Origin of the sequence: Catenulispora sp. GP43 (assembly GCF_041260665.1) — a bacterium.
In the GTDB taxonomy this organism is placed as follows: Bacteria; Actinomycetota; Actinomycetes; order Streptomycetales; family Catenulisporaceae; genus Catenulispora.
Map to the genome: position 1 here is coordinate 1 of NZ_JBGCCT010000041.1, position 23,769 is coordinate 23,769.

Here is a 23,769-nt window from a genome sequence, read left to right on the forward strand (position 1 = left end):
CCGGCACCCGCCACCACACCCCACCCACCATCCGGCACCACCCAGCCACAGCAACAAGATCAAACTAAGCTACGTGGCATTGCCGCCGGAGGCGCTCTTGACTGTCGCTCTTGCTTTTGACTGTCGCCGTAAACCCGACCGCCTGCCCACACCCCCGCCGCCCTGACACGACACGAGGGACCCCTGACCTGCGCCACCAACGGATCCCGTAAACCATGCGCGAAGCCGTAAAAAGCTCCTAAAACCCACCACCCAGCCGCAGACGCCACGCCACCCGCCGCCCACAGACAAGTCACGACCGCCCCGCCCGGAAGGACGCGGCGGCGAACACCAGACGGCGCCGGCTTAAAGGAACCTCAACGCGCGGGTGACGCGGCGCGAGCCCCTGAACAGCACATCGGCCAAGCATTGACGATGAATTGGTGCCTGATGTCCCTTTCACCCCTTTCGCCGCCGCTTGGTGCGTGCGCCCCGTAATCCCCCGGCGGCGTCGTGCGATCATGCCGAAAACGATCGCACGTTCCGGGATCACAGGTGTATTGCGATGTGGCTCCGCAAGCGCTGAACTGACTGACCAATAGGTACGGCCTGCTTACGCTGTCTACCGTCGTCCACATTGTGGCTGTCTTATCGAAAGATCTGGAGGGGGAGCCGTGCGCACCACCAACATGACCAGGATCGCCGCCACCGCGGCCGTGGTGGCCCTGGCCGCCGCGGGCTGCGGCTCGAAGTCGACCGCGAGTTCGAGCTCGTCGGGCTCGACCGGTTCGTCGACCTCCTCGTCGTCCTCGTCCTCGTCCACCTCGGGCGGCTCCGCCTCGAACGCCAACTTCCAGGCGTGCATGGTGACCGACACCGGCGGGATCGACGACCGCTCGTTCAACGCCTCGGCCTGGAAGGGCATGCAGGACGCGCAGAGCGACGGCAAGGCCAAGGTGAAGTACGTCCAGTCGGCGACCGAGAACGACTACGTCACCAACATCACCAGCCTGGAATCCCAGAACTGCAACCTGATCGTCACGGTCGGCGGCCTGATGGCCGACGCCACCGACAGCCAGGCGGCGGCCAAGCCCGGGCAGAACTTCGCGATCGTCGACAACAGCTCGGCGGACAGCAAGACCAACAAGCCGGTGCCGAACGTGCACGGCATGGAGTTCAACACCGCGCAGGGCGGCTTCCTGGCCGGCTACCTGGCGGCCGCGACCTCCAAGTCCGGCGTCGTGGCCACCTGGGGCGGCATGAACATCCCGCCGGTGACCATCTACATGGACGGCTTCTGGGAAGGCGTCCAGTACTACAACACCGCGAAGAGCAAGAGCGTCAAGGTCCTGGGCTGGGACGAGACCAACCCGAGCAGCGGCACCTTCTCGAACTCCTTCACGGACACCAACAAGGGCAAGTCCATCACCGACGGCTTCATCAACCAGGGCGCCGACGTCGTCTTCCCGGTCGCCGGCGGCGCCGGGCGCGGTGCGACCGCCTCGGCCAAGGCGAGCAGCGGCAAGGTCAAGGTGATCTGGGTCGACAGCGACGGCTGCGTCTCGGACAACGAGGACTGCTCGGTGTTCCTGGCCTCGGTGACCAAGGGCATCGAGACCGCGGTGAAGAAGACCGTCGAGGACGCCGCGGCCGGCAACTTCAAGGGCGGCACCCAGGACGTCCTGGACCTGTCCAACGGCGGCACCGACCTGGTGTACGGCCAGCAGCTGGGCTCCTCGATCCCCTCTGACCTGCAGACCGAGATCACGAATCTGAAGTCGCAGATCAGCAGCGGGGCCATCAAGATCAAGTCGTCGTCCCAGCCGAAGTAACACCCTTTCGAGAAGCGATCACGACCGATGCGACTGGAACTCCGTGGCATCACCAAGACGTTCGGGTCGGTGGCGGCGAACTCCGCCATCGACCTGACCGTCGAACCCGGTGAGATCCACTGCCTGTTGGGCGAGAACGGGGCCGGCAAGTCGACCCTGATGAACATCCTCTACGGTCTGCTGACTCCGGATTCCGGACAGATCGTGGTCGATGGACAGACGCGCGAGTTCAAGTCGCCGCGTGACGCGATCGCGGCCGGGATCGGCATGGTGCACCAGCACTTCATGCTGGTCCCGGTGTTCACCGTGGCCGAGAACCTGGTGCTGGGCAACGAGGAGGCGCGCGGCGGCCCGCTGGGCTGGCTGGACCGCCGCAAGGCCAAGGCCGACGTCAAGGAGGTCTCGGCCCGCTACGGCCTGCCGGTCGACCCCGACGCGCTGGTCGAGGACCTGCCGGTGGGCGTGCAGCAGCGCGTCGAGATCGTCAAGGCCCTGATGCGCGACGCCGAGGTGCTGATCCTCGACGAGCCCACCGCGGTGCTCACCCCGCAGGAGACCGAGGAGCTGTTCACGGTCATGCGGGGGCTGAAGGCGGCCGGCAAGTCGGTCGTGTTCATCACCCACAAGCTCAACGAGGTCCGGGCGATCGCCGACCGGATCACGGTCATCCGCCGCGGCGCCGTGGTCGGCAGCGCCGAGCCCACCGCCTCCGCGCGCGAGCTCGCCTCGCTCATGGTCGGCCGCGACGTGCGGCTGGTCGTGGAGAAGGAGCCGCGCGAGCCCGGCGAGGTCGCGCTGAGCGTGAAGAACCTGAAGGTGACCGACGACCGCGGCTTCCTGGCCGTCGACGAGGTCAGCTTCGAGCTGCACGCCGGCGAGGTCCTGGGTGTCGCGGGCGTGCAGGGCAACGGCCAGACCGAACTGGTCGAGGCGCTCACCGGGCTGCGCGCCGCGACCGGCTCCGCGGAGCTGTTCGGCAAGCAGCTGGTCGGCGCCACGCCGCGCGCGGTGCTGCGCCAGGGCCTCGGGCACGTCCCGGAGGACCGGCAGCACGACGGCCTGGTCCCGGACTTCTCCATCGCCGAGAACCTGGTGCTGGACCAGTACGACAACAAGCCCTTCGGCGGCCTGCTGACGCTGGACCTCGACGCGATCGCCAAGAACGGCGCCGACCGGCTGGCCGAGTTCGACATCCGCGCCGAGTCCGAGCGCACCCCGGCCGGCGCGCTGTCCGGCGGCAACCAGCAGAAGGTGGTCGTGGCGCGCGCGCTGCAGCGCGACCCCAGCCTGCTGATCGCCTCGCAGCCGACCCGCGGCGTCGACGTCGGCGCGATGGAGTTCATCCACAAGCGGATCATCGAGCAGCGCGACGCCGGCAAGCCGGTGCTGATCGTGTCCACCGAGCTGGACGAGATCACCGCGCTGTCGGACCGGATCGCGGTGATGTACCGGGGCAAGATCGTCGCGATCGTGCCGCCGGACACCACCAACGAGGAGCTGGGCCTGCTGATGGCCGGCAGCTCGGCGGAGGAGGCCGAGGCGGGCATCGGGAGCATTCCCGCTGCGCGCGAACCGGTCGACGCCGTGCCGGACGCGGTGCCGGACGCCGTGCCGGACGCCGTGCCGGACGCGGTGTCGGATGCCGTGCCCGACGAGGAACCGGCGGTCGAAGCGCCCGCCGCCGAGGAGAGCAGTGAGACCGCCGATGAGTAACCGGCTCAAGCGCATACTCGTCGGGATCAGCTCCGCCAACACCGTCACCGTCACGATCTTGGCGTTCGTGCTGTCGGTGGTGATCGGCGGCATCCTGATGATCCTGTCCGACCAGCACCTGCTGACCGAGTGGGGCTACGTCTTCAGCAAGAACTGGAGCGACGCGCCGACCGACTCCTGGGACAAGGTCTCCAACGGCTACATCGCGATGTTCCACGGCGCGATCTACGACCCGCACGCCAAGCAGGCGCTGCGCCCGATCGAGAACACCATCGTCGAGGCCACGCCGCTGGTCTTCGCCGGACTCGCGGTCGCGCTGCCGTTCCGCGCCGGGCTGTTCAACATCGGCGGCCAGAGCCAGCTGATCATCGGCGCGGTCTTCGCCACCTGGGTCGGCTTCTCGATCTCGGCGCCGATGCCGCTGCACGTGCTGCTGGTCATCATCGCCGGCATCATCGGCGGCGCGCTGGTGGGCGGTCTGACCGGGCTGCTCAAGGCCCGGTTCGGCGCGCACGAGGTGATCAGCTCGATCATGCTGAACAACATCGCGCTCGGCGTGCTGGCCTGGCTGATCAAGACCAAGGCCTTCCACGACCCGAACCGCCAGGACGCGATCAGCAAGCCGGTCAAGAGCACCGCGCTGCTGCCGGCGGTCTCCGGCAGCAGCCCCGAGGTGAACCTCTCGACGGTGCTGGCGATCCTGGCCGTGCTGCTCATCTGGTGGCTGATGACCCGCTCGACGCTCGGCTTCCGGCTGCGCGCCCTGGGCTCCAACCCGGACGCCGCGCGCACCGCCGGCATCTCGGTCTCGCGCAACCAGGTCTACGCGATGCTGCTGGCCGGCGGCCTGATGGGGCTGGTGGCCGTGACCCAGATCAGCGGCACGCTGTCGGCCTCGCACGCCATGACCGCCACCCTGGACAACGGCTTCGGCTTCACCGGCATCACGGTGGCGCTGCTGGGCCGCGGTAAGCCGGTCGGAGTGGCGCTGGCCGCCCTGCTGTTCGGCGCGCTGGACGCCGGCGGCGTGGTCATGGAGGCCGCGACCACGCCGACCGTGCCGCACGACGTGGTCACCGTGGTGCAGGCGGTCATCGTGGTCTTCGTCGCCGCGCCGAAGCTGGTGCAGGAGATCTTCCGGCTGCGGGACGTGCGGCGCGACGGCGCCGCGACCGCGCCGCCGTCGGTCGCCCCGGCCTCGGCCGTGGACTCCGCGGCGGAGGCGGTGTGATGCGCGCCCTGCCGACGTACGTTCCCGAACCGGCCCAGGCGGCCTCGAAGGCGGAGGACAACTGACATGGCCGTAGCGACGATCGCCCCGGCGCCGGCCGTGATAGCCGGCGGCACCGAGGCGGACACCCGGCGGTACACCGCCGGTGCCACGCAGATCATCATGGGCCTGGTGGCCCTGTTCGGCTTCGGCCTGGGCACCCGCACCGCGCACGGCGCCAGCACCACCTTCGGGATGACGCTGGTCTCCAAGCAGGGCACGCACGTCCCGGACTGGATCTTCCCCGCGCGTCCGGCGATCGTCGGGCTGGCGGTGGTCGTCATCGCGCTCGGCGCCGCCCGCATGGCGGTGCAGCTGCCCCGGCGCTGGCGGCTGATCGCGACCTCGGTGGTCCTGTTCTGCTTCACCTTCGCCTTCATGGCCTGGAGCGCCGCGGACCCCAAGGGCGGCGAGCGGCTGGTGCTGCCCTCGGTCCTGGACTCGATGGTGATCGCGGCGGTGCCGCTGGTGCTCGGCGCCCTCGGCGGGGTCGTCGGCGAGCGCTCCGGCGTGGTCAACGTGGCGATCGAGGGGCAGCTGCTGTTCGGCGGGTTCATGACCGCGCTGGTCGGCACGGCCACCGGCAGCCTGTGGATCGGCGTGATCGCCGGCGTCCTGGCCGGCGCGCTGATGGGCCTGCTGCTCGCGGTGCTGGCCATCCGCTACCTGATCGAGCAGGTCGTGCTCGGCGTGGTGCTGAACCTGCTGGCTCTGGGCGTCACCGGCTTCCTGTTCAAGTCGCTGATGCAGACCAACCAGAACTCGTACAACAACCTGACGCCGTTCAGCACGGTCCGGATCCCGGGTCTGGCCTCGCTGTGGGTGATCGGCCCGGTGGTGTTCGACCAGCCGCTCATCGTCTACATCACGGTGTTCCTGGTCGTGGCGGTGCACGTGGGCCTGTTCCACACGCGCTGGGGCCTGCGGACCCGGGCGGTCGGCGAGCACCCGGCCGCCGCCGACACGGTGGGCGTCAAGGTGCTGCGGCTGCGGTACCGCAACGTGATGATCGGCGGCGCCTTCGCGGGTCTGGGCGGCGCGTGGCTGGTCGGCAACGTCGGCAACTTCACGGAGAACATGACCAACGGCAAGGGCTTCATCGCCCTGGCCGCGGTGATCTTCGGCCGCTGGTCGCCGTTCGGCGCGCTGGCCGCGGCGGCGCTGTTCGGCTTCACCGACGCGCTGGCCAGCCAGACCTCGGCGCTGCAGCTGCCGATCCCCTCGGACCTGCTGAGCACGCTGCCCTACGTGGCGACGCTGTTCGCGGTGGCCGGCCTGATCGGCCGGGTGCGGGCGCCCGCCGCCGACGGCAAGCCGTATGTCAAGGGCTAGACGAGAGCTAACCTGATCCGATGAAGACCGAGATCGACTGGGCCGCCCTGCGCACCGCCGCGCGAGAGGCGATGGCGCACGCGTACGTGCCGTACTCGCAGTTCCCGGTGGGCGCGGCGGCCCTGGTCGACGACGGCCGGATCGTCAGCGGCTGCAACGTGGAGAACGCCTCGTACGGCCTGACGCTGTGCGCGGAGTGCGGGCTGGTGTCCGCGCTGCATGCCTCCGGCGGCGGCCGGCTGGTCGCCTTCGCGTGCGTCGACGGCGCCGGCGCGGTCCTGATGCCCTGCGGGCGCTGCCGCCAGCTGCTCTTCGAGTTCGGCGGGAACGAGCTGCTGGTGGATCTGGGCCCTGACACCTCTCCGACGACGATGTCGGAACTCCTGCCGCGGGCCTTCGGCCCCGACAACCTCAGCAACAGCTAGGGAACAGCACATGGACGCCATCACCGTCATCCGCGCCAAGCGCGACCGCGCGGAGCTCACCGACGAGCAGATCGACTGGATCATCGCCGCCTACACCGACGGCCGCGTGGCCGACGAGCAGATGTCCGCGCTGGCGATGGCGATCCTGCTGAACGGCATGAACCGGCGCGAGATCGCCCGCTGGACGCAGGCGATGATCTCCTCCGGCGAGCGCATGGACTTCTCCGCGCTCACCCGCCCGACCGTGGACAAGCACTCCACCGGCGGCGTCGGCGACAAGATCACGCTGCCGCTGGCCCCGCTGGTGGCGGCCTGCGGCGCGGCCGTCCCGCAGCTGTCCGGCCGGGGCCTGGGCCACACCGGCGGCACCCTGGACAAGCTGGAGTCGATCCCCGGCTGGCGCGCCCGGTTGTCGAACGAGGAGATGCTGGCGGTGCTGGCCGAGGCCGGCGCCGTGGTCTGCGCGGCCGGCGACGGCCTGGCCCCGGCCGACCGCAAGCTGTACGCGCTGCGCGACGTCACCGGCACCGTCGAGGCGATCCCGCTGATCGCCTCCTCGATCATGTCCAAGAAGATCGCCGAGGGCACCAGCGCCCTGGTGCTGGACGTGAAGTGCGGAAGCGGCGCGTTCATGAAGGACTTCGCCAACGCCCGCGAACTGGCCGAGACCATGGTCGCCCTGGGCACCGACCACGGCGTGGCCACCACCGCCCTGATCACCGCGATGGACAACCCCCTGGGCCGCACCGCGGGCAACGCGCTGGAAGTGCGCGAGTCGGTGGAGGTCCTTTCCGGCGGCGGCCCCGATGACATCAAGGAGCTAACCCTCGCCCTGGCCCGCGAAATGCTGGCCGCGGCGGGCCTGGACGCCGTAGACCCAGCGGACAAGCTGAAGGACGGCTCGGCCCTGGACGCCTGGAAGCGCATGATCACCGCCCAGGGCGGCGACCCCGACGCGACCCTCCCGACGGCGAAGGAGACCCACGTGGTCACCGCCGACCGGGACGGACTGCTGGTCGGCATGGACTCCTTCAAGGTCGGCGTGGCCGCCTGGCGCCTCGGCGCGGGCCGCGCCCGCAAGGAGGACGCGGTCCAGGCCGGCGCCGGCGTGGAGTGGCATGTGGTCCCCGGCGACGCCGTGACGGCCGGCCAGCCGCTGTTCACGCTGCACACCGACACCCCCGAGGCATTCGACTCGGCGCTGGAAAGCCTGGCGGGCGCTTGCGAATTCGCGGCCGCCGGGACCGAGTTCACTCGGTCGCCGCTTGTTTTGGACCGAGTCGCCGCTTCGAACCGGTAATGTCTGTCCATGGATGAAGAGCTGATTCGCAGGGCTCCGAAGGCCCTGCTGCACGACCACCTCGACGGTGGTCTGCGCCCCCAGACGGTCATCGAACTGGCCGACCAGTACGGCTACACCAACCTCCCCGAGTACGACGGCACCGCCGACGGCCTCGGCCGGTGGTTCGCCGAGGCCGCGGACTCCGGGTCGCTGCCGCGCTATCTGGAGACCTTCGAGCACACGGTCGGCGTGATGCAGCACGCCGACGCGCTGTTCCGGGTGGCCGCCGAGTGCGCCGAGGACCTGGCCGCCGACGGGGTGGTCTACGCCGAGTCGCGGTACGCGCCCGAGCAGCATCTGGAAGCCGGGCTGAGCCTGGACGAGGTCGTGGAGGCGGTGGACGCGGGCTTCCGCGAGGGGGAGCGGCGGGCCGCCGCCGCGGGGCACCGGATCCGGGTCGGGACGCTGCTGACCGCGATGCGGCACGCCGCGCGCTCCTCGGAGATCGCCGAACTCGCGGTGCGGCACCGGGACCGGGGCGTGTCAGGGTTCGACATCGCCGGGGCCGAGGCCGGCTATCCGCCCACCCGGCACCTGGACGCCTTCGAGTACCTGCGCCGGGAGAACTTCCACTTCACGATCCACGCCGGGGAGGCCTTCGGGCTGCCCTCGATCTGGGAGGCGCTGCAGTGGTGCGGCGCGGACCGGCTGGGCCACGGCAACGCCATCATGGACGACATCCTGGTGGACGCCGACGGCAAGGCGACGCTGGGCCGGCTGGCCGCGTACGTGCGGGACAAGCGCATCCCGATGGAGATGTGCCCCACCTCGAACCTGCAGACCGGGGCGGCGCGCTCCTACGAGTCCCACCCGATCGGGTTGTTGCGGGAACTGCACTTTCGGGTGACGGTGAACACCGACAACCGGCTGATGAGTTCGACCTCGATGACGCGTGAGTTCACCGAACTGCACAAGGCCCACGGGTACACGCTCGAGGACATGCAGTGGTTTACGATAAACGCTTTGAAGTCCGCGTTCCTGCCCTTTGACCAGCGGCTGGAGCTGATCAACGAGCACGTGAAGCCAGCCTATGAGCAGCTTCGCGCCGAGGCGTCGCCGCCCTCTGCTTAAGGGATTCGGCAGGGAGTGGAAGGGTTCCACGGCGTTCTGTTAGGAAGCCGGGGAACTCACCTCTTCGGCGGAGGACGTGTTGGGGTCCGCCCTCGGAAGTCGGTACCTTGCGTATTCGCCGCATCGCACACCGCGATCGCGGTCCCCTATGCAATCCGCGAGGTATCACCGATGTCGAAGGTCACTCCCAGCGCGCTCCGCGGTCTGAGCGTCGCCGCCGGCACCGTCGGTCTGGCCGCCGTCGGGGCGGCGGCCATGGCCGGCCAGGCCGACGCGGCCGTCGCAGGCCCGGCGGGCCTGGCCGGCGGCGGTCTACCGGTGTCGTCCAACGCCGTCCCCGCGGTCTTCGGCGCGGTCGCCCACAACAATGGGACGATCGCCGGCATCCCCCTGTCGCACTTCCCGGTGGTCAGCCAGCTGCCGGGGATGATGAGCGACGCCTCGCCGACCTCCGACTCGCTGCCGGGGCTGGGCTACGCGGACCTCGGCGAGGTGCCGCTGACCCGCAGCCGTCCGGTGCCGGGCGAGCAGGTCGCGCAGGGTGAGCGCACCACGCACATCGCGCGGCACGCCGCCCCCGCGCCGTCCTTCCCGCCGGCCGCGGCCCCGGTGCCGCAGGCGCCCGCCCCGATGGCGGCCCCGGCGGCCCCGGCGGCGCAGGCCCCGGCCGCCGCGGCCCCGAAGGCGCAGACCGGCCCGCTCGACAACGTGACCAACGCCTTGCACGGCCTGCCGGTCCTCGGCGGCCTCACCGGCGGCCTGCCGCTGGGCGGTCTGCCGGGCCTGGGCGGTCTGACGAACCTGGGCGGCTGAGACCGGCGCCACGGCTCCGTGGCGCTCGGAATCCCCTGCCCCACCAGGGCTTCTCAAGCCCGCACCACCGGAAGCGGCACAAGCCGCCCGGCACCAAGCTCTCCCACCACGAACCCTGGCCGGCGACAGTGAAGACCGTCGGCCCGGATGCCACCCGTGCGATCAGGGCACGGACCCAACCCGGCGCGAAGCCGGTTCACATAGCTGATCTTTCCGGCGGCCGCGCCGATCCCCGCACCGGGGGTCGCGCGGCCGTCGCGCTGTGTCAGGTGCGGGGAGGTATCAGTTACCGGGCTGTATCAATTTCCCGTCAGCGCCTTGGTCGTCTCCGGAGCGGAGGGCTTGACGGCCGCGACGCCGGCCTCCCCGCCGGCGTCGAGGACGACCCCCTCCGGGCAGTCCTGCCAGCCCGTGTCCTCCCCGGTGTCCGTGAAGATGAGCCGGGTGCTCGGGTTGCGGTTGTCGCGATGCTGGATCCACCACTGGTCGAAGGTGCAGTACAGCTGCTGTTGGGCGAGCGTGCCGAGCCTGGTCGGGCTGGACACGTAGAACTCGTGCGCCTGGCCGCCCGGCTTGATGGTGACACCCGGCGGCACATAGGTCGTGTACTGCTGTACCTGCTCGTCGGCGGACAGCTGGGCGAGCTGGTTCGGCAGGTCGGTCAGGCTCGGAGCGGTGGCGACCGGCCGGTTGATCATCGTGCCCGGTCCCTTGTTGATGCTCGAGATCAGGAACACCGAGACGGTGTACGGGTACTGCGACGGGGACACCGACTGCGGGCTGCTCGACGGGGACTCGCCGAAGGGCTCGTTCTGCGCGAAGTTCACCCCTGTGGGCTGCACGCCGCACCCGGTGGCGACCAGCGCGACGACGGCGGCGATCCCCGCGACGGCCTTGCCCCGGCTCATTCCGGCATCCCCTGCGCCGGGACAGTCGCCCGCAGCGGCAGCCGAAGGGTGAAGACGGCACCGCCCTCGGGGTGGTTGCCGCCGGTCAGCTCGCCGCCGTGGATGTGCGCGTTCTCGTAGGCGATCGACAGCCCCAGGCCGCTGCCCTCGGAGCGGACGCGGGCCTTGTCGGCCTTGTAGAAGCGCTCGAAGATGTGCTCCAGGGCGTCCGGGGGGATGCCCGGTCCGTGGTCGCGGACCTGCAGGACCAGGTTCGGTCCGAACGTGCCGATGGACAACTCCACTGGTCCTTCCCCGCCGTGCTTTATCGCGTTGCCGACCATGTTGGCCACGATCACGTCGATCCTGCGCTGGTCCACGGTGACGATCAGGCTCGGCGGGACGTTCATGGCGACGCGGCCGGTCCAGCCGCGGGTGTCCAGGCAGCCCGCCACCAGCGCCACCAGGTCGACGTCCTCGCGCCGGAGCTGCGCGGTGCCGGCGTCGAAGCGCGAGACCTCCATCAGGTCCTCGACCAGCCGGGCCAGCCGCCGGGTCTCGGCCACGATGAGCTGGGCCGCCGGCGCGCTCTCGTCGCCCACGTCGGTCGCCTCCTCGAGGAGGTCGGTGACGGCGGTCATCGCGGTCAGCGGGGTGCGCAGCTCGTGCGAGACGTCGGCGACGAAGCGCCGGGACGCCGCCTCCAGCGAGCGCAGTTCGGCGATGGAGCGTTCCAGGGCCTCGGCGGTCTCGTTGAAGGTGCGCGAGACGTCGGCGACCTCGTCGTTGCCCTTCACCTCGACGCGGGTGTCCAGCTTGCCGGCGCCGAGCCTGCGCGCCGCGATCCCCAGGCGCCGCAAGGGGAGCAGGACGCCGCGGGAGGCGAACAGGCCCAGCAGCAGCGATATGGCTATCGCCACGGCCGAGGCGATCGCGGAGTTCTGCGCGAGCCGCGTCAGGTCCTCCTGCTGCGGCTCCAGGCTGACGAAGTCGTAGACCTCGATCCCGTTGGGCTGCACCGAACTGCCGATGATCAGGTACGGCTGGTTGTTGATCGTCGCCCGCTGCCAGGCGATGTTGTTCTGGGCCGCGGTGCGCAGCGCGGCCGGAATCGAGTCGTAGCTCAGTGAGTTGTCGGTCGAGAAGTCCGGTATCCCCGTGCGGTGCAGGTACCAGGTCGTGCCGCTGGCCTGCTGGAGTTTGTAGGCGATGGTGGTCAGGCTGGTGGTCAGGCTGGCCGCCTGCGGCTGCGTCGAGGGGCGCGCGTTCTCGAGCGATTCCTGGTTGTTGCTGACGGCGGCCTTGAACTGGAGCACCGAGGTCTGGTTCATGCGGGTCATCAGCGACTGGCGGGTCAGGACGTAGGAGACCCCGGTCACCGCCACCGACGTCATCAGCGCCACCGCCGCGAACGCCGCCAGCAGCCGCATCCGCAGCCCGGTCAGCCGCAGCGGCCGCTTGTGCCGGCGGCGCTCCCGGTCCGCACGACGGGGCAGCTCCTGCACCTTCGCCGCCTTCGGCGCGGACTTGGCGCCCTTCGGCTTTTCCTTAAGCACGTTGCACACTCAAGCATTCGTCGCTGACAGCGAGCAAGCCAGTGCTCTGTGTGACTTCACTCGGAGCGTCGGTGCGGATACGGATGCCGATGCCGATGCCGATTTCGATGCCGATGCCGATGCCCATGTCGGCCGAGGCGGGACCGGTCACCGCGCTCATCGCGGCGGATCCAGGCGGTAGCCGACGCCGCGGACGGTCTTGATCAGCGTCGGTTCGGCCGGGACGTCCTCCACCTTCGCGCGCAGGCGCTGCACGCAGGCGTCGACCAGGCGGGAGTCGCCGAGGTAGTCGTGCTCCCAGACCAGACGCAGCAGCTGTTGCCGGGACAGGGCCTGGCCGGCGTGCCGGGAGAGTTCCATCACCAGCTTCAGCTCTGTCGGGGTCAGCGGGATCGGCACGCCGCGTTTGCTCACCGTCATCGCCGAGCGGTCCACGGTCAGGTCGCCGTAGACCGCGATGTCGCTGGTCTCGCGCTCGCCGCGGCGCAGGACCGCGCGGATGCGGGCGTCCAGGACGCGCGGCTGGACCGGCTTCACGACGTAGTCGTCGGCGCCGGATTCCAGGCCCACCACCACGTCGATGTCGTCGCTGCGGGCGGTGAGCAGGATGATCGGGAGCTGCTCGGTGCGGCGGATCTGGCGGCAGACCTCGAAGCCGTCCACGCCCGGCAGCATCACGTCCAGGACGATCAGGTCGGGGCGCACGGTCTTGTAGGAGGCCAGCGCCTCCTCGCCGCTGGCGGCCACGGCGACCTGGTGGCCCTGGCGGGTCAGCGCGAGCTGGAGCGCCGTGCGGATGGCGGCGTCGTCTTCGACCAGGAGCAGGGACGGCATGGCTCACATTCTGCCTTGAGCTGGGCGGCTCTCAGGAAGTCTTCAGGGAGGGGCTGTTGCACGCCTGTGACACGTCGGCGACGAAGCGCGGAAGGGCGGCAGCGAGCCTTCTAGACATGACGGACCATGCCCCCGACGTACGCGGCCCGCGAGACGACTTCACGGAGTACGTCGCCACGCGCCGCTCGACGCTGCTGCGCGCGGCCTGCCAGCTCACCGCCAACCCCGCCGACGCCGAGGACCTGCTGCAGGAAGGCCTGGTCAAGGTGTACGGGGCGTGGCACCGCATCGCCGACAAGCGAGTCGCGCACGCCTACGTGCGGCGCACCATGTCGAACCACCAGATATCGCAATGGCGGCGGCACCGCGTCGAGGAGTACCCGGCCTCCGACGAGCTGCCGGACTCGGCGGTGTGGGACCTGGACACGGAGCGTGTCGAGTTGCGCACGGTCCTGCATCACGCACTGGCCGCGCTCCCGCACCGCGACCGGCAGGTTCTGGCACTGCGCTACTACGGCTCGTACACGGACTCCGAGATCGCCGAGCGGCTGGGTATGTCGATCGGTACGGTGAAGTCCACGTTGTGGCGCGCGTTGAGGAAACTGCGCGAGAACGGCGCGGTGCGCACATTGCACGCCGACTTGGTCGCCGCCTGAGTGCGCCCGACCACACGTTTGGGACCCGTAGTACCGCAGGCCCTTGTATTTCTTTGGTAAAGCCAAACCGGCGTCAATCCATAGATAACGCGATGACCTGAACGTTTTGTGTTCACGCGCCCCTGGTTGTGTGGAAGGCTGTTCGGCGAAGACTGACCGACTCACAGTTAGGGGCTAGAGGTCATGCCTCCGATAGCTCAGCGCCTTCGCGAACCGGCGGCCTTTGTGCTGCTCGCTTTCGGCGCGCTAAGCACGCTGTTCAACACGATCACGTTCCTGTTCGGGCCGGGGGAGAGCAACAACGGGCTCGGTGGCGGACCGTCCTTCTCCGACCGCGCGGCGATGCAGGTGTCGAACCTGCTGAGCGTCGTGGTCGTGGCCGCCCTGGTCGGCGCGGTGTACCTGGCGCACTCGCCGGCGCACCTGAAGAACGCCAAGGTCCTGACACTGCTGTCGCTGGCGACCCTGGGCGTCGCGGACCTGTTCGGGGTGGTCGCGCTGTTCTCGGCCTTCGGCGCCAACGGCGCGACCGGCTGGGACAAGACCTCGACCTTCTTCATCTCCCTGGGCCAGCTCGGCGTCGCCGGCATCGGCAGCTGGCTGGTGCTGGGCTACTTCCAGCAGCACCAGCCCGCCGCCCCGGCCCCCGGCTTCCAGCCGCAGCAACAGCAGCAGTGGGGCCCCGCGCCGCAGCAGCAGCAGTGGCAGCAGCCGCCGGCGCCGCAGCAGCAGCCGCAGCCGCAGGGCCAGCAGCAGCCCTGGGGCCCGCCGCCCCAGCAGCAGGCCCCGCAGCAGCCGGGCCCGCAGCAGCCGCCGGCGCCGCAGTGGGGCCAGCCGCAGCCGCAGGGCGACGCCGACTCGATGATGACGCAGGCGATCCCGACGGTGCCGCCGGCGCCGCAGGGGCAGCAGCAGCCGCCGCAGCAGGACGGCGGACTGGGGATCGGGAACTGGACCGCGGAGTGACGCTGCGGTTTTAGCAGGAGACACGGGGAGGGCCGGCCAATGGCCGGCCCTCCTGCATGTTCGGGGGCGGGGCAGTACGCGCGGATCCGGTTTCGCGACAGGGTTCGCGGGGCGAGGGCGCGGGCGCGGCTCGGCTGCGGGGGGATGAGCGAGTTCGCAGCCGGATTGATGCGCTGGGCGATATCGCTGGACCCGGGAAGGGATTAGCCCGGCGGCCGAGCAGCCGCGCCCTGGTGGCCGATCGAGTCGCAGCCAGCCCCGAAATGCGGCTGCGATCGGCGGGCCCGGCAACCGATCAGCGCAGCAGCCGCCCCACCAACGGCACCTCCCGCAGCGGCAGCCCGTCGTGCAGCGGCGCGGTGACCGGCAGCGTCGACAGGTCCATGCCGGCCACCGGCACGTGCAGGTTGTTCGACAGCAGGTCCAGCGGGGTGTGCGCGAGCGGGTACAGCTGGGTGGCGGCGAGGGCGCCGGCGGCGTGGTGGAAGGTCGCCATGGCCGCGGCGGACCCGGCGTCGGCGGCGGGGTCGTCGCTCTGGGCGGCGTGGGCTGCCGGGGCGGCGGTGAGGGCCAGGCCGGAGAGGGCGGCGAGGCCGAGGGCTCGGCGGGTGGGGTATTTGGACATGTCCGCTCCAACGACCGCGGGTGCCCCGCCGTTACGACGGGGCACCCGGTGGTGGGTTGTGCGGGGTGTGCTCAGATGCCGATCGGGTGCCAGACCGTCTTCGTCTCCAGGAACGGCTTCATGCGGGACAGTCCCGGGTCCGTCGTCCAGTCTTGGCCGGCGGTGGGGCGCACGACGCGCTTCAGGTTCTCCGCGGCCGCGATCTCCAGGTCGCGGGCCAGGTCCGAGCCGGCCGGGACGCCTGCCAGGTCCAGGGCGTTCACGTCCAGGTGCGAGGCCAGCCACGGGGCCAGCTCCGCGGTGCCGCCGGTCAGGATGTTGACGACGCCGCCGGGCAGGTCGGAGGTCGCCATCACCTCGCCGAGGGTGACCGCCGGGAGCGCCGAGGCGTCCGGGGCCACGGCCACGACCGCGTTGCCGCCGACGATCGCCGGGGCGATCACCGACGTCAGTCCGAGCAGCGTCGGCGTGGCCGGGGCCAGGAGTGCCACCACGCCGGTGGGCTCCGGCGAGGAGATGTTCCAGTACGGCCCGGCGACCGGGTTGGCCGCGCTGAGCACCTGCGCCAGTTTGTCCGACCAGCCCGCGTACCAGACCCAGCGGTCGACGGTGGCGTCGACCTGCGCGTAGGCCGCGTCCGTCGTGATCCCCTCGACGCCGGCGATCTGCTGCGCGAACTGGTCGCGGCGCTCCTCCAGCATCTCCGCGATCCGGTACAGGATCTGGCCGCGGTTGTACGCCGTCGCCTTGGCCCAGCCCGGCTGGGCCGCGCGGGCGGCGCGCACCGCGTCGCGCGCGTCCTTGCGCGACGCCTGCGCCGCGTTGGCGATGAACTCACCAGTGCTCGCCGTCACGGCGTAGCTCCGTCCACTCTCCGAACGCGGGAAGGCGCCGCCGATGTAGAGCTTGTAGGTCTTGCGCACGGAGGAACGGGAGGAGGTGGAGGCGATCGGCGCGGCCGGGGCGGTCGCGGCGGCCTCGACCGCGGGAGCGGCCTCGGCGGCAACCGTCGCCGACACCGCCTTGGCGGCCTTGGCGCTCTCGGCGGTCTTGGCCGTCTTGGCGGCAGCCGTCGCCGGCGCGGCCTTGGCGGGCTTGACCGCCTTGGCGGCCTTCTTCTTCGTCTCAGACATCGAGGTAAGCCTCCAGACCGTGGCGCCCGCCCTCGCGGCCGTACCCGGACTCCTTGTACCCGCCGAACGGCGAGGTGGGGTCGAAGCGGTTGAACGTGTTCGCCCACACCACGCCGGCCCGCATCCGCTGGGCCAGCCACAGGATCCGCGAACCCTTGTCGGTCCACACGCCGGCGGACAGGCCGTAGGCGGTGTTGTTGGCCTTCTCCACGGCCTCGGCCGGGGTCCGGAACGTCAGGACCGACAGCACCGGCCCGAAGATCTCCTCGCGCGCGATCCGGTGCGCCTGCGACACCCCGGTGAAGATGGTCGGGGCGAAGAAGAACCCGCGCTCGGGCAGCTCGCACGGCGGCGACCAGCGCTTCGCGCCCTCGGCCTCGCCGGCCTCGGTCAGGGTCCGGATCCGGGCCAGCTGCTCGGCGGAGTTGATGGCGCCGATGTCGGTGTTCTTGTCCAGCGGGTCGCCCACGCGCAGCGTCTTCATCCGCTCGCGCAGCCGGTCCACGACCTCCTCGGCCACCGACTCCTGCACCAGCAGCCGGGACCCGGCGCAGCAGACGTGCCCCTGGTTGAAGAAGATCCCGTCGACGATGCCCTCGATCGCCTGCTCCAGCGGGGCGTCGTCGAAGACCAGGTTCGCCGCCTTGCCGCCGAGCTCCAGGGTCACCTTCTTGGAGGTGCCGGCGACCTGCTTGGCGATCATCCGGCCGACCTCGGTCGAGCCGGTGAAGGCGACCTTGTCCACGCCCGGGTGCGAGACCACGGCCGCGCCGGTGGCCCCGGCGCCGGTGACGATGTTCACCACGCCCGGCGGCAGATCGGCCTGCTGGCAGATCTCCGCGAACAGCAGCGCGGTCAGCGGGGTCGTCTCGGCGGGCTTGAGGACCACCGTGTTGCCGCACGCCAGCGCCGGCGCGACCTTCCACGCCAGCATCAGCAGCGGGAAGTTCCACGGGATCACCTGGCCGGCGACGCCCAGCGGCTGTGGGTTCGGCCCCAGGTTCGCGTAGCCGAGCTTGTCGGCCCAGCCGGCGTAATAGAAGAAGTGCGCGGCGGCCAGCGGGATGTCGACGTCGCGCGACTCCCGGATCGGCTTGCCGTTGTCCAGCGACTCCAGAACGGCCAGCTCCCGGGCCCGCTCCTGGATGATGCGCGCGATCCGGAAGATGTACTTGGCGCGCTCGGCACCGGGCATCTTCGACCAGACCTGGTCGTAGGCGCGGCGCGCGGCGGCCACGGCGCGGTCCACGTCGGCGGCGTCGGCCATCGCGACCTCGGCCAGCACCTCCTCGGTGGCCGGGTTGACCGACTTGAAGGCGCCGCCGGAGCCCTCGGTGAACTCGCCGTCGATGAACAGACCGTAGGACGGCTTCAGGTCGACGACCGAGCGGGACTCGGGCGCCGGGGCGTATTCGAACAAGCCTGTGTTCGCCATGAGATCAGTCCACCGTCACGTAATCGGGGCCGGAGTACACGCCGGTGGCGAGCTTGCGGCGCTGCAGCAGCAGGTCGTTGAGCAGGCTGGAGGCGCCGAAGCGGAACCAGTCCGGGTCCAGCCAGTCCGGGCCGGCGGTCTCGTTGACCGTCACCAGGTACTTGATCGCGTCCTTGGCGGTCCGGATGCCGCCGGCCGGCTTCACGCCGACCTGCCGGCCGGTCTGCGCGCGGAAGTCGCGGACCGCCTCCAGCATCAGCAGGGTCACCGGCAACGTGGCGGCCGGGCTGACCTTGCCGGTGGAGGTCTTGATGAAGTCGGCGCCGGACAGCATCGCCAGCCAGGAGGCGCGCATGACGTTGTCGTAGGTGGCCAGCTCGCCGGTCTCCAGGATCACCTTCAGGTGGGCGTCGTGCCCTCCCGTCTGGCAGGCCGCTTTCACGGCGGCGATCTCATCGGCGACGGCGGCGTACCGGCCGGCCAGGAAGGCGCCGCGGTCGATCACCATGTCGATCTCGTCGGCCCCGGCCTCGACCGCCGCGGCGGTGTCGGCCAGCTTCACGGCCAGCGGCGCCCGGCCGCTGGGGAACGCGGTGGCTACGGCGGCCACCTTGACCCCGGTGCCGGCCAGCGCCTCCTTGGCGGTGCCGACCATGTCGCCGTAGACGCAGATGGCCGCCACGCTCGGGCAGTCCGGCTGGTCCGGTTCGGGGTGGGCGCCCTTGGCGCACAGCGCCCGGACCTTGCCCGGGGTGTCGGCGCCCTCCAGCGTGGTCAGGTCGACCATGCGCACGGCCAGGTCCAGGGCCCGGGCCTTCGCGGTGGTCTTGATCGATCGGGTCCCCAGCTTGGCGGCACGGGCGTCGGCGCCCACCTGGTCCACCGGCGGCAAACCGTGGAGGAGGCGGCGCAGGCCCGCGTCGTCGAGGGCGAGTTGTGCGGTCACGGGACCACGGTAGACGGTGCCCTCCACGTGGAGAAATGGCAGGTCTTGACGATCACCGATCGGTCACAATCGGTTCTCGGTCTCGGAGGGTGGGACGGGGGGTGGCAGAATCGGGTGTATGCGACTGAAATCCCCGGCCTCGACAGACGGCGCGACGGCGTCGTCCGCCGAGAAGCCCACCGCTTACCGCACCATCGGCTCCCTTGGGACCGGTGCCCTGCTGGTGGTCTTCGGCGCGATCTTCCTGTTCGCGTTCGGCCTGAGTTCGGACAAGCACCCGGTCGGCTCCACGGTCGGGCTGCTGATGGTGGTCAGCGGCATAGTCGGCGGCCTCTACCCGGCCGCCTACAGCCACACCGACCGCCTGTCGATCCGCAACCCCTTCCGGCGCATCGACATCAGCTGGCCGCGCGTGGAGAACATCTCGGCGCGGCTGTCGATGGTGATCGAGACCGTCCCGGAGGAGGGCAAGGCGCGCAAGTTCACGGTCTGGGCCATCCCGGTCTCCATGCACGAGCGCCGCAAGAACGACCGCGTGGTCGCCAAGAAGGTCCGCACGGCCCGCGCCGAGTCGGCCAAGCAGGCCGCCAGCGGCGGCGACCTGGCCGGCAGCGCGCTCGGTGCCGCCGGCTACGGCCGGCCCAAGACCCTGCGCGAGGACCCGGTCGAGACCATGGCCTTCGCCGACCAGGCGGTCGTGGAGATGCGCGACCGCAGGCGGATGTGCACGACGGCGATGGAGAAGGCGGCGCCGACCACGGTGACGTGGACCTGGTACACGGTGGTGCCGTTCGGTGTGAGCGTCGCGCTGCTGGTCGCGGCCGTCGTGGGGGCCTTCTGATCCGAGGTGGGCCTCAGCCGGTGATCCGCGCCCCGATGCCGTCGAGCAGGAAGTCCAGCCCGATCCGGAAGGTCTCGTCGGCATCCAGGTGCGCGGCGTTCCGCACGACCGTGGCCAGCGCGGGGAACCGGCCCTCGGCGAAGGTGCGCGTCAGGTAGGGCCCGGTGGCGGCCTGCCACTGCTCCTGGTCCATCCCGGTGGCCCGTTCGGCGCGGCGCTCGGCGATCTCGCGGCGCACGGCGCCGATCACGTACGCCCGGACGGCGCTGATCACCGGCATGACGGCGTCCACCTCGACGGCGCCGCCGAGCCCGGAGACCACGGCCTCGCCGGTGGCCAGGGCGAGCGGGCCGAGCTGTGGCCGCCCGCCGATCAGGTCGGCCAGCCACTCGTGCCGGTGCACGGTGAGCCGTGTGCCCTCGGCGTACGAGCGCAGCACCTCCCGCCAGCCGTCGCCGTCCGGCCGGACCTCGGCGTGGACCGCGTCGACCATCAGGTCGAGCAGCTCGTCCTTGGTGTCGATGTAGCCGTAGAGCCGCATCGGCCCGACGTCCAGCACGCCGGCGACCTTGCGCAGCGACACCGCGGCCAGGCCGTCCGCGTCGGCCAGGCCGATCGCGGCCCGGACGATCCGCTCCCGGCTCAGCGGGGCCGGCGCCGGCCGGCTCGGCGGCTCCGGCCTCTCCCACACCACCATGGCGCCGACCTTACAGCGGGTGAGCACGCCCGCCGTCACGATACAGTGTATCGGCCAATACAGTGTATCGAGGAGGCGTCATGGGAATCGCCGTGGTCGGAGCCGGCTTGGGCGGACTGGTCCTGGCCCGAGTACTGCACCTGCACGGGATCGAGGCCGTCGTGTACGAACGCGAAGCGTCGCGCGACGCACGCGGCCAGGGCGGCATGCTCGACATCCACTCCGGGCAGCGCGCCCTGCGCGAGGCCGGCCTGATCGACGCGTTCTTCGCGATCGCCCGCGGCGAGGGCCAGGACATGCGCCTCCTCGAACCGGACGGCACCCTGCTGCTCCAGGAGGACACCCCCGACGACGCCCCGCTCCTGCGCCCCGAGGTCGATCGCGCCGATCTGCGCGCACTGCTGCTGGACTCCCTCCCCGAGGGCACGGTGCGCTGGGGCCGCGCGTTCCGCTCCGCCGACAATGGCCTGCTGCACTTCGCCGACGGCAGCGACGCGCCCTACGGCCTCCTGGTCGGCGCCGACGGCGCGCAGTCCCGGGTCCGAGCCCTGCTCACCGACGCCCGCCCGGCGCACATCGGCAAGAACGTCGTCGAGATCGGCATCCCCGACATCGACCGCAGGTATCCCGACCTCGCGGCGATGGTCGGACGGGGCACCTACTGGGCCCTCGGCGACGGGATATCCCTGGCGGCACAACGCAATGGGGACGGCCGCGTCCGCATCGGAGTGAGCTTCTACAACACCCCCGAGGACTGGTTCGCCACCAGCGGAATCCCCTTCGAGGATCCGGCGGCGGCGAAGGCCCGGCTGATCGAACTCCTCCCCGGCTGGGACTCCCGGTTCGCAGCCCTGATCCAGGCCTGCGACGACACGGTCATGCCGCGGTCGATCAGCACCCTGCCAGTGGGCCTGACCTGGTCGTCGAGGCCGGACGTCACGCTGGTCGGCGACGCCGCGCACCTGATGCCGCCGACCGGGCAGGGCGCCAACCTGGCGATGCTCGACGGCGCCGTGCTCGGCCAGGCGCTGGCCGCGCACCCGGACGACTTCGCTGCCGCTGTCGCGGAGTACGAACGCGAGATGTTCGAGCGCACCGGCGCCGCCGCGCGGAGGTCCGCGGAGATGCACGAGATGCTGTCGTCGCCCGACGCCGCCCGGAAGCTGCTGGCGTTCTTCCAGCCGGGGTGAGAGTTCTGCGCCCTCAGTCGCTCAGCTGCTCAGCTGCCCAGTTGCTCAGCTGCCCAGCTCCCACTCGACGTGCGGCGACAGCGCCCGGAGGAAGTCGGCGGCGTCGAACATCGCGCCGGCGGAGGCGATGCCGGTCGTCCTGGTCCGGCCGGTGAGGATCCGCTCGACCGCCTCCACCGCGAGCGGCGCGCTGACGGCGTAGATGTCCTGGCCGGCGGCCGTGGCGCGGCGTTCGACACCGTCGCGGCGCAGGACCACGTCGACCAGGAAGGTCTGCGCCGAGCGGCCGCGGTCGTCGACCGGCGCCGGTGCGGGCGTCTCCGGCGCCGCGAGTTCGGCGGCTGCCTTGGCGGTCAAGTAGGTGCGGACTTCCGGGATCGGCAGGTGGCTCGGGATGGTGACGGCGTCGGCGAGGGTGAACTCGGTGACCGGGCTGGAACCCAGCGGCTCCGGGAACGGCCAGGGCACAACCTGAGGCTGCTCGTCGTGGTAGGCGAGCTGTCCGCCGGTGAAGCGGACGCGGCGGCCTCCGCGCCGCTCGCGCGAGACCACGCCCGATCCCCGCGTTCCGGGAGTGGGGTGCCAGCTGCTCAGTCCGTAGGCGACGTGGGCTTCGTCGGCCTCCGTCCAGTCGCCCATCGCGACGGTCGCCAGCATGTCCGCCAGGCCGCCGTAGAACGCCATCGCCGGCACCACGGCGACGCCGGCCTCGCGCGCCTGCTCGGCGGACTCGGCGAAGGTGTCGGCGTTCGCTTCGATCTCGGCCGCCACGTCGACGTACGGGATGCCGGCCCGCAGTGCCGCGGCGAGCACCGGGGCGGCGGTCGCGGCGAACGGCCCGGCACAGTTGATCACCGCGTCCGCGTCCTTGAGCATGCGGTCCAGGGCGTCCGGGTCGTCGACGGAGGCCGGCCGGGTCTCGAGCCGGGGGTCATCGGCTGCGAGTTCGTGAAGCTTCGCCTCGTCGCGGCCTGCCGGGATCGGACGGTATCCGCGGTCGCGCAACTCCGAGAGCATGAACCGTCCGGTATGCCCGTAGGCCCCGTACACCACTACACCCTGCGTCGATCCCATGATCTCCCCTTCGATTCGGTTGATCCACGCTATAGCGGGCCGCAGGGCCGGCCAGAGGACCGAACACGCCAAAAAAGGGGACCGAAGACGTCAGCCTTCCCGCAGCAGCGACGGCACACTCCCGTGCCGCCGTTGCACGGCACGCCGATAGGCGCGCGCGTCGCTGTAGCCGAGGCGCACCGCGACCGAACTGACCGGCAGCGCGGTGTCCCGCAGCAGCGCCATTTCCCGCTGGCTTCGCAGCCGGTCGAGCTCGCGGCGCCAGCTGGTCGCGTTGTCTTCCAACCGCCGTTGCAGGGTGCGCGGACTGAGCGCCAGGCGGTGCGCCACTCCCGACAGCGACGCAGCGTCCTGCTCCGCTGCCGCTGCGAGTGCGATCCGGAAGGCGTCGATCCACTGCGCGACCGGCCTGGCGGCGGCGAGTGTGAGATCGGCGTGCCGGGTCAGGAGTGCCCCGAGTCCCGGCTGGGATTCCGGCAGCGGTGCGCGAAGGTCGTTGTCCCGAAAGGTGATCGCGGTGTCCGGCGCCCCGAAATCGATGTCCCTGGTGCCCAGTGCGGTGTAGAGGGCTCGCGGATCCTTCGGCGCCTGCTGCCGGAACGTCATGCGCAGCGGGAGGACCGGCCGGCGTGCGGCCTCGCGCATCCGGCGCAGATACAGCGCGACGGCGAAGACCTCGACGGCCTCGACCACCTCCGGCACCGCCGCACCGCTGGAGTGTCGCAGGATCCTGCGATCGCCGTCGGGCAGGAGCGCGGCCCGCTCCGCCGCCGGGTCGCCGACCGCGGGCAGGTAGGCGATCACGCGCTCGGTGGTCTCCAGGAGGTTCGCGCCTGCGGCGAACATGTAGTCCCACGCACCGAGGCTGCCCAACGCGCTGGACTCGACCACCAGCGCGCCGACCGCGCTGCCCCGGCCGGCCGAGATCAGCTGCTCCCACAAGGCGTTCATGGTCCCGGTGGAGACCCGGGCCAGGTCGTCGGCGAGCACCTCGGGGGCGAGATCGGGCCGGTCGGCGAACCGCGCCGGATCGGCTCCGCTGTCGTGGACCGCGGCCAGTACGAGCCGCGCGAGGTGGGCGGACACCGAGCCTTCGGACACGGCTGAACAGTAGCGGACCGCTGGGCCGCTGGTCAGGGGTGCGCGGCTGCG

Annotated in this window: 23 protein-coding genes; 12 read left to right on the forward strand and 11 right to left on the reverse strand. The window is 71.0% G+C overall.

Annotation, left to right across the window (positions count from 1 at the left end):
- Nucleotides 1–653 precede the first annotated feature (653 nt).
- The 8 genes from ABH926_RS47530 to ABH926_RS47565 all read left to right on the forward strand — a co-directional run bounded on the left by ABH926_RS47530 (nucleotide 654) and on the right by ABH926_RS47565 (nucleotide 9,777).
- Nucleotides 654–1,811 carry a BMP family protein gene (locus ABH926_RS47530; protein WP_370373970.1) on the forward strand — a complete coding sequence of 386 codons (1,158 nt, stop codon included), beginning with the start codon at nucleotides 654–656 and terminating at the stop codon, nucleotides 1,809–1,811.
- 27 nt (nucleotides 1,812–1,838) lie between these two features.
- Entirely contained in the window at nucleotides 1,839–3,524 is a 1,686-nt protein-coding gene (locus tag ABH926_RS47535) for an ABC transporter ATP-binding protein (RefSeq protein ID WP_370373972.1), read from the forward strand.
- On the forward strand, nucleotides 3,517–4,755 hold the full coding sequence (locus tag ABH926_RS47540; protein WP_370373974.1) for an ABC transporter permease: 1,239 nt from the start codon (nucleotides 3,517–3,519) through the stop codon (nucleotides 4,753–4,755). The genes ABH926_RS47535 and ABH926_RS47540 overlap by 8 nt, the downstream gene beginning before the upstream one ends.
- Before the next feature lie 66 nt (nucleotides 4,756–4,821).
- On the forward strand, nucleotides 4,822–6,126 hold the full coding sequence (locus ABH926_RS47545) for an ABC transporter permease (RefSeq protein WP_370373975.1): 1,305 nt from the start codon (nucleotides 4,822–4,824) through the stop codon (nucleotides 6,124–6,126).
- Nucleotides 6,127–6,146: 20 nt separating this feature from the next.
- Nucleotides 6,147–6,551 carry a cytidine deaminase gene (locus ABH926_RS47550; RefSeq protein ID WP_370373977.1) on the forward strand — a complete coding sequence of 135 codons (405 nt, stop codon included), beginning with the start codon at nucleotides 6,147–6,149 and terminating at the stop codon, nucleotides 6,549–6,551.
- Between the two features lie 10 nt (nucleotides 6,552–6,561).
- Nucleotides 6,562–7,851 (forward strand): thymidine phosphorylase, encoded by a 1,290-nt coding sequence (locus ABH926_RS47555; RefSeq protein WP_370373979.1) that lies wholly within the window; start codon nucleotides 6,562–6,564, stop codon nucleotides 7,849–7,851.
- 9 nt (nucleotides 7,852–7,860) lie between these two features.
- On the forward strand, nucleotides 7,861–8,964 hold the full coding sequence (locus tag ABH926_RS47560) for an adenosine deaminase (RefSeq protein WP_370373981.1): 1,104 nt from the start codon (nucleotides 7,861–7,863) through the stop codon (nucleotides 8,962–8,964).
- Nucleotides 8,965–9,135: 171 nt separating this feature from the next.
- Nucleotides 9,136–9,777, forward strand: a complete 642-nt coding sequence (locus ABH926_RS47565) for a hypothetical protein (protein WP_370373983.1) — start codon at nucleotides 9,136–9,138, stop codon at nucleotides 9,775–9,777.
- A 299-nt stretch (nucleotides 9,778–10,076) separates the two neighbouring features.
- Here ABH926_RS47565 and ABH926_RS47570 read toward each other — a convergent pair whose 3' ends face one another.
- Genes ABH926_RS47570 through ABH926_RS47585 form a run of 4 tightly spaced genes read right to left on the reverse strand, consistent with a single transcriptional unit; the run spans nucleotide 10,077 to nucleotide 13,054 of the window.
- Complete coding sequence (locus ABH926_RS47570; RefSeq protein WP_370373984.1) at nucleotides 10,077–10,685, reverse strand: hypothetical protein; 609 nt, start codon at nucleotides 10,683–10,685, stop codon at nucleotides 10,077–10,079.
- Nucleotides 10,682–12,220, reverse strand: a complete 1,539-nt coding sequence (locus tag ABH926_RS47575; protein ID WP_370373986.1) for an ATP-binding protein — start codon at nucleotides 12,218–12,220, stop codon at nucleotides 10,682–10,684. Before ABH926_RS47575 ends, ABH926_RS47570 begins: the two co-directional genes overlap by 4 nt.
- On the reverse strand, nucleotides 12,213–12,380 hold the full coding sequence (locus ABH926_RS47580) for a hypothetical protein (protein WP_370373988.1): 168 nt from the start codon (nucleotides 12,378–12,380) through the stop codon (nucleotides 12,213–12,215). The genes ABH926_RS47575 and ABH926_RS47580 overlap by 8 nt, the downstream gene beginning before the upstream one ends.
- Nucleotides 12,377–13,054: a response regulator gene (locus ABH926_RS47585; RefSeq protein WP_370373989.1), complete on the reverse strand. Its 678-nt coding sequence runs from the start codon at nucleotides 13,052–13,054 to the stop codon at nucleotides 12,377–12,379. The genes ABH926_RS47580 and ABH926_RS47585 overlap by 4 nt, the downstream gene beginning before the upstream one ends.
- Before the next feature lie 116 nt (nucleotides 13,055–13,170).
- On the opposite strand from ABH926_RS47585, the gene ABH926_RS47590 reads away from it, so the two are divergent.
- On the forward strand, nucleotides 13,171–13,710 hold the full coding sequence (locus ABH926_RS47590; RefSeq protein WP_370373991.1) for a SigE family RNA polymerase sigma factor: 540 nt from the start codon (nucleotides 13,171–13,173) through the stop codon (nucleotides 13,708–13,710).
- 183 nt (nucleotides 13,711–13,893) lie between these two features.
- Nucleotides 13,894–14,676: a hypothetical protein gene (locus ABH926_RS47595; RefSeq protein WP_370373993.1), complete on the forward strand. Its 783-nt coding sequence runs from the start codon at nucleotides 13,894–13,896 to the stop codon at nucleotides 14,674–14,676.
- Between the two features lie 295 nt (nucleotides 14,677–14,971).
- On the opposite strand, the gene ABH926_RS47600 is transcribed toward ABH926_RS47595, so the two are convergent.
- From ABH926_RS47600 to deoC, 4 genes are all read right to left on the reverse strand, one after another.
- A complete protein-coding gene (locus ABH926_RS47600) occupies nucleotides 14,972–15,301 on the reverse strand; it encodes a hypothetical protein (protein ID WP_370373995.1) in 330 nt (109 codons plus the stop codon).
- Between the two features lie 71 nt (nucleotides 15,302–15,372).
- Nucleotides 15,373–16,434, reverse strand: a complete 1,062-nt coding sequence (locus tag ABH926_RS47605) for an aldehyde dehydrogenase family protein (RefSeq protein ID WP_370373997.1) — start codon at nucleotides 16,432–16,434, stop codon at nucleotides 15,373–15,375.
- Nucleotides 16,427–17,854: an aldehyde dehydrogenase family protein gene (locus ABH926_RS47610; protein ID WP_370374086.1), complete on the reverse strand. Its 1,428-nt coding sequence runs from the start codon at nucleotides 17,852–17,854 to the stop codon at nucleotides 16,427–16,429. The genes ABH926_RS47605 and ABH926_RS47610 overlap by 8 nt, the downstream gene beginning before the upstream one ends.
- Before the next feature lie 19 nt (nucleotides 17,855–17,873).
- Nucleotides 17,874–18,815: a deoxyribose-phosphate aldolase gene (gene deoC, locus ABH926_RS47615; RefSeq protein WP_370373999.1), complete on the reverse strand. Its 942-nt coding sequence runs from the start codon at nucleotides 18,813–18,815 to the stop codon at nucleotides 17,874–17,876.
- 118 nt (nucleotides 18,816–18,933) lie between these two features.
- Here deoC and ABH926_RS47620 point away from each other — a divergent pair, with 118 nt between their 5' ends.
- Complete coding sequence (locus ABH926_RS47620; protein ID WP_370374001.1) at nucleotides 18,934–19,656, forward strand: hypothetical protein; 723 nt, start codon at nucleotides 18,934–18,936, stop codon at nucleotides 19,654–19,656.
- 13 nt (nucleotides 19,657–19,669) lie between these two features.
- Here the strand turns inward: ABH926_RS47620 and ABH926_RS47625 are convergent, their stop codons facing one another.
- On the reverse strand, nucleotides 19,670–20,353 hold the full coding sequence (locus ABH926_RS47625) for a TetR/AcrR family transcriptional regulator (protein ID WP_370374087.1): 684 nt from the start codon (nucleotides 20,351–20,353) through the stop codon (nucleotides 19,670–19,672).
- A gap of 80 nt (nucleotides 20,354–20,433) precedes the next feature.
- On the opposite strand from ABH926_RS47625, the gene ABH926_RS47630 reads away from it, so the two are divergent.
- Nucleotides 20,434–21,543 (forward strand): FAD-dependent oxidoreductase, encoded by a 1,110-nt coding sequence (locus ABH926_RS47630; RefSeq protein WP_370374003.1) that lies wholly within the window; start codon nucleotides 20,434–20,436, stop codon nucleotides 21,541–21,543.
- A 45-nt stretch (nucleotides 21,544–21,588) separates the two neighbouring features.
- Here ABH926_RS47630 and ABH926_RS47635 read toward each other — a convergent pair whose 3' ends face one another.
- Nucleotides 21,589–22,617, reverse strand: a complete 1,029-nt coding sequence (locus ABH926_RS47635; RefSeq protein WP_370374005.1) for a saccharopine dehydrogenase NADP-binding domain-containing protein — start codon at nucleotides 22,615–22,617, stop codon at nucleotides 21,589–21,591.
- A gap of 90 nt (nucleotides 22,618–22,707) precedes the next feature.
- Entirely contained in the window at nucleotides 22,708–23,718 is a 1,011-nt protein-coding gene (locus ABH926_RS47640) for an AraC family transcriptional regulator ligand-binding domain-containing protein (RefSeq protein WP_370374006.1), read from the reverse strand.
- Between the last annotated feature and the right edge of the window lie 51 nt (nucleotides 23,719–23,769).